The following is a 15,200-nucleotide window of genomic DNA, read 5'->3' as shown; positions in this document are numbered from 1 at the left end:
CCCCCTGTTACCGCTCGACTTGCATGTGTTAAGCCTGCCGCCAGCGTTCAATCTGAGCCATGATCAAACTCTTCAGTTTAAAATCAGTGTGATTCTTACTTGTCGCTCGAAAGCGACAAAGGTGAATCAATCCCGGCTCAAGGTTCAAACGAATTTGAAGAATTCGAAAATTCTTCTTGTGCGCTTGCCTTGATATTTGGTGACTTATCACCCTCATCGGCAAACGCCCACATGAATTACCTGATCAAATTGTTAAAGAGCTGTTTCGCTTGAGACTACCAACATTCGACTCGATGACCGGAGCCGCTTGCCTCAGCGAGGAAGGCGTATTCTACGCATTTCCTGATGTTTGTCAACCGCTGTTTTCAGCGGGTGAAGCAAGCGATTAAAACTTCGCTAACTTCCTGACAAACCGAAGGTTTTCACCTTCTTCACCGCTGGTAACGCTTGGCGTCCCCGGCAGCGGATGCGTACTTTACGGATTCGCTGCCGGTTTGGCAAGGCCTTTTTAAAGATAGTTTCAAAAAGTTCAAACAAGCGTCACACGACCGTAACGTTTCTTGCCTGCCTGTATAACGTAGGCCTTACCCGTTGCCAGCATGGTGTCCTGCGCAACCACGTCGCCATCGACTTTAATACTCCCGTTCTTAAGCATGTCTTTCGCTTGGGCACTGTTTTTGGTCAGGCCTGAACGGTTGAGTACGGCAGCAATGGGGGCTTGATCAGCGCCTTCAAAATCCACTTCTATTTCTGGCAGATCGTCAGGCAGTTCGCCATCGGCCAGTTGGTTACCTGCGGACTTGTGCGCATTAGCGGCGGCTTCTTCACCGTGGTAGCGAGCAATCAACTCACGCGCCAGCTCCATTTTCACGTCACGTGGGTTCGCACCCTGCTCAACACTCTGCTTAAGTGCATCAAGCTCTTCGTTGGATTTCAGCGACAGTAGCTCAAAGTAGCGCCACATTAAGCTATCTGGCATAGAGACCAGCTTGTTGAACATGGAACCCGGTGCTTCATCAACGCCCACGTAGTTACCGAGCGACTTCGACATCTTCTGCACGCCGTCAAGACCTTCCAGCAACGGCATGGTGATAACAACTTGAGGCTCCTGGCCGAAGTGCTTTTGAATTTCACGCCCCATCAGCAGGTTAAACTTCTGGTCGGTGCCGCCTAACTCGATATCCGCTTCCAGCGCCACAGAGTCATAGCCCTGAACCAGCGGATACAGAAACTCATGAATGGCGATAGGCTGATTGGCTTTATAGCGTTTTTCAAAATCATCCCGCTCAAGCATACGCGCAACGGTGCTTTGTGCGGCCAGCTCAATCATCTTGGCGGCGGTCAGCTCGCCAAACCACTCCGCATTAAAGCGCACCTCGGTCTTTTCAGGATCAAGGATCTTGAAAACCTGCTTTTTATAGGTTTCCGCGTTGGCTTTCACATCGGCTTCGGTCAGTGGCTTGCGGGTGATGTTCTTACCCGTCGGGTCACCAATACGTCCAGTGAAGTCACCGATCAGAAAAATAACGGTATGCCCCAGGTCCTGGAATTGACGCATTTTGGTCAGAAGTACGCTGTGACCCAAATGCAGGTCAGGGGCTGTGGGGTCAAAACCAGCTTTGATACGCAGCTTGCGCCCGGAGGCCAGCTTCTTTTTAAGCTCGTCCTCTACGAGGATTTCATGCGTACCCCGCGCCAACAGCGCTAACGTCTGATCCACCTCACTCATTGCCTCTCTCCACTCTAAACGTTGCCCCGTTGGGCATACAGATGAACAATAGCCGACGATGTTACCATGCCTGCCCGGCCTGGTTGAGCCTTCGCACCGCCTTGGATACTGCTTTATGAAAACGCCCCCCACTGCTCCCACGCTTTATTATATGGGTTTAATGTCAGGCACCAGCCTTGACGGCATTGATGCAGCGCTTGTTGCGATCACTCACAGCGCCCCACCTCGGTTAGTGGCAACCCATGCCGAGCCCATGCCGGAGGCATTGCACAGCGCACTATTAACGCTATGTAACGCAGAGCAGGTAAATTTCGCCCAGTTGGCCTTGGCCGAAAATGCCTTTTGCCATCTTCAGGCGCAGGCTATTAATACCCTTTTGACCCAGCAAGGTCTTTCACCCAGCCAGATCAGTGCAATCGGCAGCCATGGCCAAACTATCGAGCATGCGCCTGACGGACATAGCGGTGGCCCCGCCTACACGCTGCAGTTGGATAACCCAAGCCTATTGGCGGAATTGACAGGCTGTACGGTCGTCGCCGACTTTCGTCGCCGCGACTTGGCGGCAGGCGGCCAGGCGGCCCCACTTGCGCCCGCCTTTCATCAGGCGCTATTCGGCAGGCAAACGGTAGAACAACTCATCCTCAACTTGGGCGGGATTGCCAACGTTACCTGGCTGCCGCGGAATGCTGAACAGCCGGTATTAGGGTTTGATACCGGCCCGGCTAATGTATTACTGGACGCTTGGTTTGCAAAACATTATCCTGGCCGGTTTGATCAAAACGGCAGCTGGGCCAAAAGCGGCCAGGTAGATAGCGCTCTCTTGGCGCGCTGCCTCAACGAACCCTACTTTCGCCAACCGCCGCCGCGCAGCACCGGGCGCGAACTGTTTCACTTAACGTGGCTCAAGCAGCATCTTACCGGCACGGAGTCACCCGAAGATGTGCAGGCCACACTTGCCGAGCTAACAGCGATCAGCGTGGCCGAAGGCATTAAGCACTTATTGCCCGACAACCAACCCGCAACCCTAATCACCTGCGGCGGAGGCGCCCACAACGCCTACTTAATGGCACGCCTTGCCCATTACCTACCTAACGCCACGTTTACCTCGCCGTCGGCTTACGGCTGGCCAGAAGACTGGATTGAAGCAGGTGCCTTTGCCTGGCTTGCCCATCAGCGTTTGCACCATTTACCTGGAAATTTACCCTCGGTCACGGGTGCCAGCGGCCTGCGTGTATTAGGGGGCATTTACTCACGCTAAGCGTCAGGCGATGGAAGCTGCTGATATTTATTAGCGAAAAGAGGCCGTTCATACGCATTCTACTTTGCCGAGGATGCTCGCAGTTCGGTAATATCCCTCTCACTTCCAACTGCGGTAAGGTGCTTGAGTATGATGGACATCGCGCTTCCTGAGTCGCTCGCCCAAGCGCGAGAACGTCTGCATCAGGCGCTTTTAGAGGCCAAGCGTCCTTTAAATGACGCAACGCTGCTTGCGGTGAGTAAAACCAAGCCAGCCCCTCTGATTCGCCAGGCTTATGCACTTGGTCAGCGGGCGTTCGGCGAAAACTACCTGCAAGAAGCATTAGACAAGCAGACCGAGCTTGCTGACCTGAACGATATTGTGTGGCATTTCATTGGCCCGCTACAGTCGAATAAAACCCGCGCGGTGGCAGAGCACTTTGACTGGATGCATAGCGTTGACCGTTTAAAAATTGCCAACCGGCTCAGCGAGCAGCGCCCAGGTCATTTAGCGCCGTTAAATATATGTTTACAGGTTAATATTAGCCGTGAGGCGTCTAAATCGGGGGTGATGCCTGAAGACGTTAGGGCACTGGCCCATGAGGTAGCCCAACTACCCCGTTTACGGCTGCGCGGTTTAATGGCAATTCCCGCGCCAGCGGACACGCTAGAGGCGCAGCGTAAGCCGTTAGCCGAACTAAGGCACCTGCTGACAGAACTACAGACAACGCTGCCTCAGGCCCCGTTAGATACGCTTTCAATGGGCATGAGTGATGACCTTGAAGCCGCCGTGATGGAAGGTGCCACACTGGTACGTTTAGGCACCGCTATTTTCGGTGCGCGCGGCGCAGTCAATTCATAACAAAGGACACGCACATGACAAATAAGATCACTTTCATCGGCGCAGGCAATATGGCGACCGCTATTATCAGCGGCCTTATCGACAGCGGTGTTGCGCCCACGGACCTTACTGCCACCGCGCCCAGCAGCAGCGAGCTTGCGCCGGTAAAAGAGCGCCTGGGCATTAATATCCACACCGACAACAACGTTGCCGTCAGTCACGCTGACGTGGTGGTGCTGGCCGTTAAGCCGCAAATCATGCGGGTGGTATGTGAAAAGCTGCGGGAGACTATTCAGCAACAGCGCCCGCTGGTGATCTCCATTGCAGCAGGCCTGGACGCCGCGACCATCGACCAGTGGCTGGGAGGCAATAACGCCCTGGTCCGCTGCATGCCCAATACACCTTCGCTGGTGGGATACGGCGCCAGCGGCCTGTTCGCCAATTCAGCCGTGAGCGATGCCCAGCGCGATATCGCCACTCAGCTAATGGAAGCTGTCGGCATTGTTGAGTGGGTGGAAGAAGAGCCGCTTTTGGACGCGGTAACGGCGGTTTCCGGTAGCGCCCCGGCCTATTTCTTTTTAATGCTTGAAGCCATGGAAGAGGCTGCCGTAACGCTTGGCTTACCGGCTGAAACGGCGCGCCGCTTGGCCATCCAAACGGCGCTGGGCGCCGCTACCATGGCGCAGAAGAGTGACAAAGACCCTGCCACGCTCAAGCAGAACGTGATGTCGCCAGGCGGCACCACTGAGCGCGCGATTCATCATCTGGAAGAGGCGCAGTTGCGCACTACCATTGCCGATGCCATGGAAGCCTGTGCCAAGCGCGCCCAGGAAATGGCCCGTGAATTAAGCAGCCACTGAATCATCTAACGTAACGGAGACACCAGCAATGGGCAGTCAATTGGGTAGCGCCGGGTTAACGCTAGTTAACTCGCTGATCAATATCTATTTATTTTTACTGATGCTGCGATTCTTATTGCAGGCATCGCGGGCGGACTACTATAACCCGCTAAGTCAGTCGGTGGTTAAGATCACCCAGCCTGTCGTGAGGCCTTTTCAGAGCTTTTTGGGCCCTGTGGCGGGCCGTTTCGACCTTGCCACGCTCGCCGCAGGCTTTGTGCTAAAAGTAGTGAGCATGGTGGCTATCTTCATGGTGATCGGCATTGGCATCCCGCCCATTGCCGGGCTACTGATTGCCGGGGTGGCGGCGATTGCCAATGCGATCTTAAAGATCTACTTTTTCGCTCTGATTGTGATGATCATTTTGAGCTGGGTGGCTCCGAATGCCAGCCACCCGGGCGCACTGCTGGTCATGCAGGTGGTTGAGCCCATCATGGCGCCGGTACGCCGGGTGATTCCACCGCTGGGAATGATCGACCTGTCCCCCATTGTGGTCTTTATTGCCATTAATCTTCTTGATGGCCTGGTGGTTGGCTCTCTGATCCGTGCTGCCGGCATTTCAGGGGCCCTGGTAGGGCTTTAAGGTTTTAGCCCCGCTTTCCCCCGGCTTTATTCAGAAGAACCCTTTTTGCAGGACTAACGCTTTCGATGCCCGACTCAGACACGCTTGCCCTTGCTGACCGACCAACGGACGCCGTTGGTCTTGTCACGCCTCATATTGCGCAATTCGACACGCCACTTGCCCTCGCCTGTGGAAAAGTACTTCCGGAATATGAGCTGATCTATGAGACCTACGGCACGTTAAACGCCGAACGCAGCAATGCGGTGTTGATTTGCCACGCGCTTTCCGGCCACCACCACGCGGCGGGCTATCACAGTCTGGATGACCGAAAGCCCGGCTGGTGGGATGCGCACATTGGGCCAGGTAAATCGATCGACACCAATCGCTTCTTTGTCGTTTCCCTGAATAACCTGGGCGGCTGTCACGGCAGCACCGGCCCGGTTAGCCACAACCCTGAAACCGGTCGCCAGTGGGGGCCAGATTTCCCCATGGTCACGGTCAGCGACTGGGTCGCAAGCCAGGCACGCCTGGCCGACCATCTGGGGATTGAGCGCTGGGCGGCCGCCGTGGGCGGAAGCCTCGGTGGCATGCAGGTACTGCAGTGGACAATAACCTACCCTGAGCGAGTAGCAAATGCCGTGGTAATTGCCGCAACGCCCCGGCTTTCAGCGCAGAACATTGCGTTTAACGAAGTAGCCCGTCAGGCCATTCGCTCAGACACCGAGTTCTTCGGCGGCTGGTACGCCGAGCATGACACCGTACCCAAGCGCGGGTTGAAACTGGCACGCATGGTGGGACATATCACCTACTTGTCAGAAGACGCCATGGGCAGCAAGTTCGGGCGCGACCTTAGAAGCGACGACCTTAACTTCGGCTTCGATGTTGAGTTCCAGGTCGAGTCCTACCTGCGCTACCAGGGCGATGCATTCTCCACCGCCTTTGATGCCAATACCTATCTTCTGATGACCAAGGCGCTGGACTATTTCGACCCGGCCGCCACCTGCGGCGGAGACCTGGCCAAAGCGCTTGCCCCTGCACAGTGCCCTTTCTTGATTGTCAGTTTCACTACCGATTGGCGCTTCCCGCCCGCCCGTTCCCGTGAGCTGGTCGATGCCCTTATCCGAGCGGGCAAGTCGGTTAGCTACGCCAATATTGCGTCGCCCCATGGGCACGATGCGTTCCTGCTACCAGAGCCGCGTTATGAAGCGCTGTTCAGCGCCTTTATGAACCGTACTGCTCGTGAGCTAGGCCTGGAGGAGACCCGTTGATGCGCGCCGACCTTGAACTGATTTACGACTGGGTGCCTAAAGGCGCTCACGTACTGGATCTCGCCTGCGGCGATGGCGAACTTCTGGAGAGCCTGGCCCGCGACAAGAGCGTTACTGGCTACGGTCTGGAGATCGACCCGGACGGCATTACCAGCTGCGTGGCACGCGGTGTCAGCGTGATAGAGCACAACCTGGACGACGGATTGGCCAGCTTTTGCGATCACAGCTACGACCTGGTCATCATGACCCAAGCACTCCAGGCACTGCGCCGCCCCGACAAAATGCTTGATGAAATGCTGCGCGTCGCTGACGAAGGCATTATCACCTTCCCCAACTTTGCCTACTGGCGTCACCGCGTCTACCTGGGTCTACGCGGCTACATGCCGGTCTCCAAGTCGCTGCCTCACGCCTGGTACGACACGCCCAACATTCACTTGTCGACCTTTAACGACTTCGAGCAGCTGTGCCGTGAAAAGGGCCTGGTCATCGTGGATCGTGCCGTGGGTGTGGGCGAGCGCCGCGGGCACTGGACCTCAAAGTGGTGGCCCAACCTCTTCGGCGAGATCGCCATCTTTCGCGTACGTCGCCGTTAAGCGAACCGGCAGCGTGCGCGCAAGCGTTACGCTGACCGGAACACCCTCCTTCCACTGAGTGCTCGTACCATACGCGAGCACTTCAACACCGCTGGCAACCGCTGCCTCAAGCCCTGCCGCATAGGCGGCGTCGATATGCGCAGCGGCTGCGACATCATTAATACCTTCGTGGGCAATGCAAAACAGCAGCACGGCCCGCTCCCCCTGCAAGGCCAATGCACTTAACGCCTGTAGGTGTTTAAGCCCGCGCACGCTTACCGAGTCGGGGAAATAACCGTATCCATCCTGCTCTTTGAGGGTTACCTGTTTGACCTCAATGTACGCGCGCCCTTTCACCGGGTCCTCAAGCAGAAAATCAAGCCGCGACTCCCCGACCTTTACCTCACGACGCTGGCAGGCATAACCGGCGAGCGCCTCCAGTTGGTTAGCACTGAGCGCCGCCTCGACAATCCGGTTGGTTCGCCCCGTATGAACCGATACCAACGACACGCTGCCATCGGGCTGGGGCAGCTCAATGAGCTCCCATGTCCATAAAAGCTTGCGCTTGGGATTATCACTGGGTGACAGCCACACTCGGCAGCCGGGCACATTGACGGCTTTCATCGACCCAGTATTGGGGCAGTGCGCTACCACTTCTCGGCCATCGTCCAGGCGCACATCAGCAAAAAAACGCTTGTAGCGGCGCAGCAGCGTACCGGGCGCCAGTGACGGATAACGCAATGGATAATGCAACGGAGAATGCAACGGAGAATGCAGCGAAGAGGCCAGTGTCATAGCCGCCCCACGAAGCGGGTGATCCGCGCCACCGCTTCCTCAAGCCGAGCAACGTCATTGGTAAACGCAATCCGCACATGGTGCTCGCCACCGCGCACGGCAAAATCAATACCGGGGGTAATGGCTACATTTTCCTCTTCCAGCAGCCGTTCACAAAATACCTGGCTATCGCGGCTATAGCGCGAGATATCCAGCCAGAGATAAAACGCGCCTTGAGGCGGTAAATCGGGCGCCAAGCCGAGCGTCGCCAGCCCATCAAGTAATACCTGACGGCGCTCGGCGAGAATTTCACGACGTTGCTCCAGAATCGCCCGGCACTCGGGAGTGAAAGCGGCAAGCGCTGCATGCTGAGAAGGGGTAGAAGCCGCCAGAAAGACGTTCTGAGCAAGCCGGGTCAAGGGCTCAACCGCGCGCTGCGGCGCGACCAGCCAGCCCAGGCGCCAGCCGGTCATCCCGAAATATTTTGAGAAGCTGTTAACCACAAACGCTTCACTGGAAAGTGATGTCGCAGACAGTGGAACATCGTCGTAGTTGAGCCCTTGATATATCTCATCAACGATCACTTCGCCCGAGCGCATGGCCACGGCGTCCAGCACTTGAGAAAGCTGCTCAGCACTCAAGGTGTGCCCAGTAGGGTTGGAGGGCGAGGCCAGCATGGCCAACCGAGTTTCAGCACGCCAGTGCCGCTCGACCAAACCAGCATCCAACTGCCAGCCACTCTCACGCCCCACGGAAACCGCGTCAATTTCAGCGCCTGCCAACGCCATGAAATGGCGGTTGCACGGATAATTGGGGTCCGTCATCAGTACCCGATCACCGCCCTCTACAAGCAGTTGGCTTGCTAGCAGCAGCGCGCCGGATGCACCCGGTGTAACCAGAATTCGGGCAGGATCCACGTCAGCATTAAAGTGTTCAGCATAGTGGTCAGCGATAGCTTCACGCAGCGCAGGCAGCCCGGCGGCGGGAGTATAACGCGTCTGGCCACGTGCCAAGGCCTGTTGGCCTGCCGCAATGATCGGCTCAGGTGTAGCAAAATCAGGCTCACCGACCTCCAAATGAATCACATCATGCCCGGCTGCCTCCCGCGCCTGGGCCATTTCCAGCAAGTGCATCACACGAAAGGGCGCCACGTGGCTGACTCGCGAATTCCAGGCCATAACGGCTCCTCCACCTAATAGAATAAAAGCATGACATGGGTCGTACAAACGGTAGGACCATAGTCGCAAACGCACCATTATGCTTGCAAAGCGGGAGTTTTTCAGCTAAACAAGCATCCCTTTGGCGTGAGATCGTGGCATACGCTCATGATCAATCAGCAGTCATATACGTAAGGGGCAATCCCATGCCAGTAGCGGAAAAAAAACCGGAAGCGGCCAAGTCCTTCACTCCGTATGAGTCAGCACCGGGTGAAGAGTACATGAACGATAAGCAGTTGGCGCATTTTCGTCAGCTGCTGTTGGACTGGAAGCAAGACCTCATGGAAGAGGTGGACCGCACCGTGCGCCACCTTCAGGAAGACGCCAACAACTACGCCGACCCCGCCGACCGGGCAACACAGGAAGAGGGCTTTAGCCTTGAACTGCGCACTCGCGACCGCGAGCGCAAGCTGCTCAAGAAAATCAACGAAACCATCGAAAATATTGACGACGACGATTATGGCTTCTGCGAAGCATGCGGCGTTGAAATCGGTATTCGCCGCTTGGAAGCCCGTCCTACCGCCACCCTTTGCGTTGATTGCAAAACCCTGGCGGAACTTAAAGAAAAACAGCTTGGCGGCTAAGCCGGTTATTTAACCCCTTGGTACGCTAACGCTGAAAGCGGGCACCTTTGGGTGCCCGCTTTTGTTTTGGGTAAAGGTTTTTATGATGTCTTCTACCAGCTACCGGGGGCGCTTTGCCCCCACTCCTTCAGGGCCTTTGCATTTTGGTTCGCTTGTTGCAGCGCTCGGCAGCTATCTGGATGCCCGTGCCGCTGGCGGGCGCTGGCTGGTGCGTATTGAAGATATCGACCCACCGCGCTGCCCCCAAGGGGCAGACGCCACCATTTTGCGCCAGTTGGAACGCTTTGGCTTACAGTGGGATGAAACGCTGTGCTGGCAGCACAACCGCCATGACGCTTATCAACAAGCGCTGGATCAACTCATTGATCAGCGCTTGGCGTATCCTTGTAGCTGCTCACGCAAACAGTGGCAATCGCATGCTATTTATCCAGGCTGGTGCCGTGACGGGTTAAGGGAGCCGGGTAAGCCGGTTGCCTGGCGGTTACGCAGTGACCTGGCTAAGCGCCCGATTGTCTGGCAGGACCGTCTGTTTGGCGCGCAGCAGTTTGACCCAGTAGCGCTGGGTGACGTAGTGCTTAAGCGCAAGGATGACCTTTGGGCTTATCAATTGGCGGTTGTCGTTGACGATGCCGAGCAGGGTATTACCGACGTGGTTCGTGGGCTCGATTTACTCGACAACACCCCTTGGCAGCGTCAGCTTCAAAGTGCTTTGAAGCTTCCAGAACCGCGCTATTTACATTTGCCACTGGTCGTCACCCCAGACGGCCAAAAGCTTTCAAAACAGAACCTGGCCCCGGCGCTTGCCGAGGATGAGGACAGCATGCGGCGCCAGCTTTTTCAGGCGCTTCAAGCGCTTGACCAAGCACCACCGGCCGCTCTGGCCACAGAACCTCCCGCCAGCCAGCTACACTGGGCAGTGGCAAACTGGGCGATTCAGCGCCTTTCCCCCACCGAACACCGCCGCTCGCCGTAAGGAGTTCTCCATGTATGTCTATCGCATCATGCTGTTTTTGGTGTTTGGCGGTTATTTGCTCTCTCCGTTATTAATGGACGGCTGGAGCAATCCGAGCACGGCCTGGTACCGCCCGTTCGCTATCTGGGGCGTGTTGATTGCGCTCACGCTATGGCTTGAGCAAAAAAGGAAGTTAGATGAGCGTTGAGTTAACCGGCGTTTTACTGCTCGGCCTGGGCTTCCTGGGGCTGATGTTTAGCTGTGGCGTCGCCGTTGAGCGCGGCTGGTTGCCTACATACGTTACTCGCCACCCCATCGTTTACACCCTCGCACTCGGCGTTTATGCCAGCGCCTGGGCAATTTATGGCAGCGTTGAACTTGCGGCCCAGGCAGGGTTTGGCTACCTGGCTTACTACCTGGGCGCGGCCGGTACCTTTCTACTTGCTCCGGTCCTGCTAGTGCCTATCCAGCGGATTACCCGCACGTATCAGCTCGCCTCACTCGCGGATCTGTTTGCGTTCCGGTTTCGTTCGCGCTGGGCAGGCTCGCTGGTCACGTTAATCAGTCTTTTGGCCGTGCTGCCACTGTTAGGCATTCAAGTTCAAACCTTGAGCAGCGCTATTCAATGGCTCACCGGTAGTGCCTATAGTTCCGCGGTCGCCCTGCTATTTTGTGGGCTGATTGCGGTACTCGCCGTGATGTTCGGAGCCCGACATAGCCATACGCGCCAGGATCCGTTGATCAGCATGTTGGCGCTTGAGTCTCTGATCAAACTACTCACCATGCTGTGCCTGGGAGCGGTTGCCTTATGGCTTGTGTTTGATGGACCCAATGATTTACAACGCTGGCTTGAGGGGCCGGGCCTACAAGCCCAGCAGGCAACCTATCAGCTGGATGACGCTCAATGGCGCACGCTGTTACTGCTGTTTTTTGCAGCCGCATTCATGATGCCCCACCTATTTCATATTACCTTTGCCGAAAACCTGTCACGCCACACCCTGCTTCAGGCCAGCTGGACATTACCGCTTTACCTGTTATTGATGGCCTTGCCGATACCGCTTATCTGGTGGGCCGCTCAATCGGTCAATAACGAGCTTCCGGTCACTGCCTACGCGGTGTATATGATCAGCGAACACTGGTGGGTCAAAGCGCTGGCATTTCTGGCCGGGCTAGCTGCGGTCACCGGTACGATGATCATGATCGCCCTAGCGCTATCCGGCATGGTGCTCAACCATATTGTGCTGGTGGCCAGGCCGCCCGAAGCGCGTAGTGACCTTTATGGCTGGCTACTCTGGCTACGCCGAGCCTTGGTGGTCGGCGTGATTGTTAGCGGCTGGCTATTTTATGAGGGGGTTGGGCGCCATCACGACCTCGTGAGCCTGGGCATGGCCTCTTTTGTGGGTATGGCGCAGTGCTTGCCCGGCATGCTGGCACTGCTTTACTGGCCAGGCGCAAATCGCAAAGGCATGGTTGTTGGCCTTATCGCAGGTGTCATCCTATGGCTTTGGGGGCTTTGGCTACCGCTTATCTTATCGTTCCCGACCCCCGCACTGCCCTTTAGTCACCTGATGAGCGACAGTGCGCCGCCCTGGTACACGGTAACGCTGGTATCACTGGCGACCAACATTGTTCTCTTGATGGTTATTTCGCTGTTTACACGTATTTCAGAGGGCGAAAAATCAGCCGCCGAGGCGTGCTCCGTCGATGCCGTTATCCGCTCCAAGCGGCTACCGCTGGAGGCTGCCACCGCTGCTGACTTTTCTACTCACTTGGCGCAAGCGATCGGCGATGAAGCCGCCCAGCGAGAAGTATCCAGAGCATTAAAAGCGCTCAAGTTCACGCCACAAGAACGCCGCCCTTACGCACTGCGCCGCCTGCGTGACCGTATTCAGGCCAACCTGTCAGGCTTAATGGGGCCTTCGGTCGCACGTGACATTGTCGACCGCTACCTGCCCTATCGCCATGACGACGCCCCGGTAACGGACGATATCCACTTTGTGGAGAGCCGCTTGGAAGCCTACCGCTCACGCCTGACCGGGCTTGCCCGAGAGCTTGACGGACTGCGCCGCCACCACCGCCAAACGCTGGCTTATCTTCCTGTTGGCCTGTGCGTATTTGGTGATGATAAAGAGCTTTTGATGTGGAACGAGGCGCTTTCCCAGCTTTCTGGCATCAGCGGCGAAAGCGTGATTGGCGCGCGCTGCGATAATTTACCTGCGCCGTGGCCTGAGCTATTGGGCAACGTCTTACTGGCCTCCCACACGCCGCTTTATAAGCAGGCGGTGTCGCTGCACGGCAAGGATTACTTTCTTACCCTGCATAAAGCCGAGCTTAGCGGCCACGACAGCCGAGGCGGCAGCGTGGTGTTGGTCGAAGACCACACCGAGATGAAATGGCTGGAAGATGAGTTGGTCCATGCTGCCCGCCTGGCTTCCATTGGCCAGTTGGCAGCCGGCGTTGCCCACGAGATCGGCAACCCGATTACCGGGATTTCTTCACTGGCGCAAAATTTACGCTACGATACCAATGACCCCGCCCTTCTGGAGACTGCGGATCAGATCCAGCAGCTAACCCGGCGCGTAACGACCATTGTGAACTCGCTGGTCGGCTTTGCGCATGGCGGGCGCCAGGCGGGCCCGCCGCCCGCGTCTCCTGCGGCGCTTAACACGCTAAGCGAAGACGCATTAAACTTGATCCACTTGGCGCGCTCGGGCGAGGATGTAACGTTGACCAATGCGTGCCCTGATGGTCTTGTGGTACGCGGGGATGCTCAGCGTTTAACCCAGGTGATGGTCAACCTGCTTAGCAACGCCAGGGACGCTTGTATGCCCGGCGGCCAAGTGGTGATTACCGCAGGGCAGCAGGCAGGCAGTGCCTGGTGGCGGGTAACGGATAACGGCCAGGGAATTGATCCTCGCGTGCGTGACCACTTGTTTGAGCCATTCACCACGACCAAACCTGCAGGCGAAGGCACAGGACTTGGGCTGTCGCTTGCGTATCAAATTATCAACGAGCACCAAGGCAGAATAGACGTGGCCTCGCCGCCGCCCAATGAGCCTCGCGGCACGGCCATTACGCTTTGGCTGCCGCTTTACCAACAGGATGGCCAGCGACCCTATGCCCAGGATTCTGATTGTTGAAGATGAAGCGATTATTCGCAGTGCGCTAAAGCGCCTGCTTGAGCGTCATGACTATACCGTCAGCGAAGCAGGCAGCGTTGAAGAGGCCAACCAATTAACGCTTCCTGAGTTCGACCTCATCATCAGTGACCTGCGTCTACCGGGCGAGCCTGGCACCACGTTGATTGGCGCTGCTGCTCCCGCACCGGTGCTGATCATGACCAGCTATGCCAGCATGCGCTCAGCGGTAGATGCCTTAAAACAAGGTGCCGTCGATTATATCGCCAAGCCGTTTGACCATACTGAAATGCTGGAGACCGTTGAGCGTATATTGCATCAGCAGTCGATGCAGCATGGTGAGCCCCCTGCGATTACTGATGATGGTGGCAGCCAGCAGATGATGATTGGCGAGTGCGCGGCCATGCAGCAGGTCTATACGCGTATCCGCAAAACTGCACCGGCCGATGTGACCGTGCTGATTTTAGGAGAATCAGGTACCGGTAAAGAGCTAGTTGCGCGGGCTATTCACCAACAAAGCAAGCGCGCCAGCGCCCCGCTAATCAGCGTTAACTGTGCCGCTATTCCCGAAACGCTGATTGAGTCTGAACTGTTCGGCCATGAGAAAGGCGCGTTTACCGGCGCCAGCGCATCACGCACCGGCCTGGTGGAGGCCGCCGACCAGGGCACGCTGTTTCTTGATGAGATTGGTGAACTGCCCCTTGATGCCCAGGCACGCCTGCTGCGTGTGTTACAGGAGGGAGAAATCCGCAAGATTGGCTCTGTGGAAACCCGCCACGTTAATGTCCGCCTGATTGCCGCGACCCACCGCGACCTGCGTGCCTTATCCAAAAGTGGTGAATTTCGCCTAGACCTTTACTACCGCTTAAACGTGATGCAGATCGAGCTCCCCCCGCTGCGCGAACGCGAAGACGACGTGCTCCAGATTGCCGATATCTTGCTGGATAAAGCGTGCACGCGTCACGAACGCCCCGGCCTACGGCTTTCAAGGGCCGCCCGTCAGGACCTGCGTGATTACCCGTGGCCAGGTAACGTTCGTGAGCTTGAAAACGCCCTGGAGCGAGGCGTAATTTTAGCCGAAGGCCATCTGATTCACCCGGACGATCTCGGGCTAGCACCTGCACCGCCTCGTGCCCATTCACAGGCGAGTTCAGCGGCCTCCTCCAGCGACGAGAGCACGCCAGCGGAGGATGAGGATGATCTCTCTTTGGAAGACTATTTCCAGCACTTTGTGCTTGAGCATCAGGACCTGATGAGCGAAACCGAGCTGGCTCAAAAACTGGGCATTAGTCGTAAAAACCTGTGGGAACGGCGCCAACGGCTTGGCATCCCGCGTAAAAAAACTGCTCGGCGTCCCAACTGACGCCGCTGGCTGGCCGGCCCGCAAGCGCCTCACACCAAATGCTTACGACCATCGTCTACTATACTG

General features: G+C 56.8%; 14 protein-coding genes and 1 rRNA gene. 11 read left to right on the top strand and 4 right to left on the bottom strand.

The window, feature by feature from the left end; translation table 11 throughout:
• Together ACT3TY_RS13105 and tyrS are read right to left on the bottom strand one after the other, a co-directional pair.
• Positions 1-79: ribosomal RNA gene (locus ACT3TY_RS13105) — 16S ribosomal RNA — on the bottom strand; the annotation flags it as partial.
• A 450-nt stretch (positions 80-529) separates the two neighbouring features.
• Positions 530-1,729 carry a tyrosine--tRNA ligase gene (gene tyrS, locus ACT3TY_RS13100; protein WP_444628523.1) on the bottom strand — a complete coding sequence of 400 codons (1,200 nt, stop codon included), beginning with the start codon at positions 1,727-1,729 and terminating at the stop codon, positions 530-532.
• 115 nt (positions 1,730-1,844) lie between these two features.
• On the opposite strand from tyrS, the gene ACT3TY_RS13095 reads away from it, so the two are divergent.
• From ACT3TY_RS13095 to metW, 6 genes are all read left to right on the top strand, one after another.
• Positions 1,845-2,987, top strand: a complete 1,143-nt coding sequence (locus tag ACT3TY_RS13095) for an anhydro-N-acetylmuramic acid kinase (RefSeq protein WP_441679867.1) — start codon at positions 1,845-1,847, stop codon at positions 2,985-2,987.
• Between the two features lie 129 nt (positions 2,988-3,116).
• Positions 3,117-3,827, top strand: coding sequence for a YggS family pyridoxal phosphate-dependent enzyme (locus ACT3TY_RS13090; protein WP_441679865.1), 711 nt, complete (start codon positions 3,117-3,119; stop codon positions 3,825-3,827).
• Between the two features lie 14 nt (positions 3,828-3,841).
• Entirely contained in the window at positions 3,842-4,666 is an 825-nt protein-coding gene (gene proC, locus ACT3TY_RS13085) for a pyrroline-5-carboxylate reductase (protein WP_441679863.1), read from the top strand.
• 28 nt (positions 4,667-4,694) lie between these two features.
• Positions 4,695-5,288, top strand: a complete 594-nt coding sequence (locus ACT3TY_RS13080; RefSeq protein WP_172117574.1) for a YggT family protein — start codon at positions 4,695-4,697, stop codon at positions 5,286-5,288.
• A 65-nt stretch (positions 5,289-5,353) separates the two neighbouring features.
• Positions 5,354-6,535, top strand: a complete 1,182-nt coding sequence (metX, locus tag ACT3TY_RS13075) for a homoserine O-succinyltransferase MetX (RefSeq protein WP_441679861.1) — start codon at positions 5,354-5,356, stop codon at positions 6,533-6,535.
• Positions 6,535-7,128 carry a methionine biosynthesis protein MetW gene (metW, locus tag ACT3TY_RS13070; protein WP_172117576.1) on the top strand — a complete coding sequence of 198 codons (594 nt, stop codon included), beginning with the start codon at positions 6,535-6,537 and terminating at the stop codon, positions 7,126-7,128. The genes metX and metW overlap by 1 nt, the downstream gene beginning before the upstream one ends.
• On the opposite strand, the gene sfsA is transcribed toward metW, so the two are convergent.
• Positions 7,069-7,902 carry a DNA/RNA nuclease SfsA gene (sfsA, locus tag ACT3TY_RS13065; protein ID WP_444628521.1) on the bottom strand — a complete coding sequence of 278 codons (834 nt, stop codon included), beginning with the start codon at positions 7,900-7,902 and terminating at the stop codon, positions 7,069-7,071. The two genes, metW and sfsA, sit on opposite strands and share 60 nt — an antisense overlap.
• Positions 7,899-9,059, bottom strand: a complete 1,161-nt coding sequence (locus ACT3TY_RS13060; protein ID WP_444628519.1) for an aminotransferase class I/II-fold pyridoxal phosphate-dependent enzyme — start codon at positions 9,057-9,059, stop codon at positions 7,899-7,901. Before ACT3TY_RS13060 ends, sfsA begins: the two co-directional genes overlap by 4 nt.
• Positions 9,060-9,244: 185 nt before the next feature.
• Between ACT3TY_RS13060 and dksA the strand changes: the two genes are divergently transcribed.
• The 5 genes from dksA (at position 9,245) to ACT3TY_RS13035 (ending at position 15,134) form a co-directional block, all read left to right on the top strand.
• Positions 9,245-9,682 (top strand): RNA polymerase-binding protein DksA, encoded by a 438-nt coding sequence (gene dksA, locus ACT3TY_RS13055; protein WP_087108663.1) that lies wholly within the window; start codon positions 9,245-9,247, stop codon positions 9,680-9,682.
• A gap of 82 nt (positions 9,683-9,764) precedes the next feature.
• A complete protein-coding gene (gluQRS, locus tag ACT3TY_RS13050) occupies positions 9,765-10,655 on the top strand; it encodes a tRNA glutamyl-Q(34) synthetase GluQRS (RefSeq protein WP_444628518.1) in 891 nt (296 codons plus the stop codon).
• A gap of 10 nt (positions 10,656-10,665) precedes the next feature.
• Positions 10,666-10,842 (top strand): hypothetical protein, encoded by a 177-nt coding sequence (locus ACT3TY_RS13045; protein ID WP_172117580.1) that lies wholly within the window; start codon positions 10,666-10,668, stop codon positions 10,840-10,842.
• Positions 10,832-13,774 (top strand): ATP-binding protein, encoded by a 2,943-nt coding sequence (locus ACT3TY_RS13040; protein WP_444628517.1) that lies wholly within the window; start codon positions 10,832-10,834, stop codon positions 13,772-13,774. Before ACT3TY_RS13045 ends, ACT3TY_RS13040 begins: the two co-directional genes overlap by 11 nt.
• Complete coding sequence (locus ACT3TY_RS13035) at positions 13,752-15,134, top strand: sigma-54-dependent transcriptional regulator (protein WP_193053257.1); 1,383 nt, start codon at positions 13,752-13,754, stop codon at positions 15,132-15,134. Before ACT3TY_RS13040 ends, ACT3TY_RS13035 begins: the two co-directional genes overlap by 23 nt.
• Positions 15,135-15,200 lie beyond the last annotated feature (66 nt).

It is taken from the genome of Halomonas sp. AOP22-C1-8 (assembly GCF_052378905.1).
GTDB lineage: Bacteria > Pseudomonadota > Gammaproteobacteria > Pseudomonadales > Halomonadaceae > Vreelandella > Vreelandella citrativorans.
This window is presented reverse-complemented; position numbering and strand designations above follow the sequence as displayed.

Bases quoted from the DNA above. Each gene is read 5' to 3' on its own strand.
- tyrS (WP_444628523.1), bottom strand. From the start codon at position 1,729: ATGAGTGAGGTGGATCAGACGTTAGCGCTGTTGGCGCGGGGTACGCAT.
- ACT3TY_RS13095 (WP_441679867.1), top strand. From the start codon at position 1,845: ATGAAAACGCCCCCCACTGCTCCCACGCTTTATTATATGGGTTTAATG.
- ACT3TY_RS13090 (WP_441679865.1), top strand. From the start codon at position 3,117: ATGATGGACATCGCGCTTCCTGAGTCGCTCGCCCAAGCGCGAGAACGT.
- proC (WP_441679863.1), top strand. From the start codon at position 3,842: ATGACAAATAAGATCACTTTCATCGGCGCAGGCAATATGGCGACCGCT.
- ACT3TY_RS13080 (WP_172117574.1), top strand. From the start codon at position 4,695: ATGGGCAGTCAATTGGGTAGCGCCGGGTTAACGCTAGTTAACTCGCTG.
- metX (WP_441679861.1), top strand. From the start codon at position 5,354: ATGCCCGACTCAGACACGCTTGCCCTTGCTGACCGACCAACGGACGCC.
- metW (WP_172117576.1), top strand. From the start codon at position 6,535: ATGCGCGCCGACCTTGAACTGATTTACGACTGGGTGCCTAAAGGCGCT.
- sfsA (WP_444628521.1), bottom strand. From the start codon at position 7,902: ATGACACTGGCCTCTTCGCTGCATTCTCCGTTGCATTCTCCGTTGCAT.
- ACT3TY_RS13060 (WP_444628519.1), bottom strand. From the start codon at position 9,059: ATGGCCTGGAATTCGCGAGTCAGCCACGTGGCGCCCTTTCGTGTGATG.
- dksA (WP_087108663.1), top strand. From the start codon at position 9,245: ATGCCAGTAGCGGAAAAAAAACCGGAAGCGGCCAAGTCCTTCACTCCG.
- gluQRS (WP_444628518.1), top strand. From the start codon at position 9,765: ATGATGTCTTCTACCAGCTACCGGGGGCGCTTTGCCCCCACTCCTTCA.
- ACT3TY_RS13045 (WP_172117580.1), top strand. From the start codon at position 10,666: ATGTATGTCTATCGCATCATGCTGTTTTTGGTGTTTGGCGGTTATTTG.
- ACT3TY_RS13040 (WP_444628517.1), top strand. From the start codon at position 10,832: ATGAGCGTTGAGTTAACCGGCGTTTTACTGCTCGGCCTGGGCTTCCTG.
- ACT3TY_RS13035 (WP_193053257.1), top strand. From the start codon at position 13,752: ATGCCCAGGATTCTGATTGTTGAAGATGAAGCGATTATTCGCAGTGCG.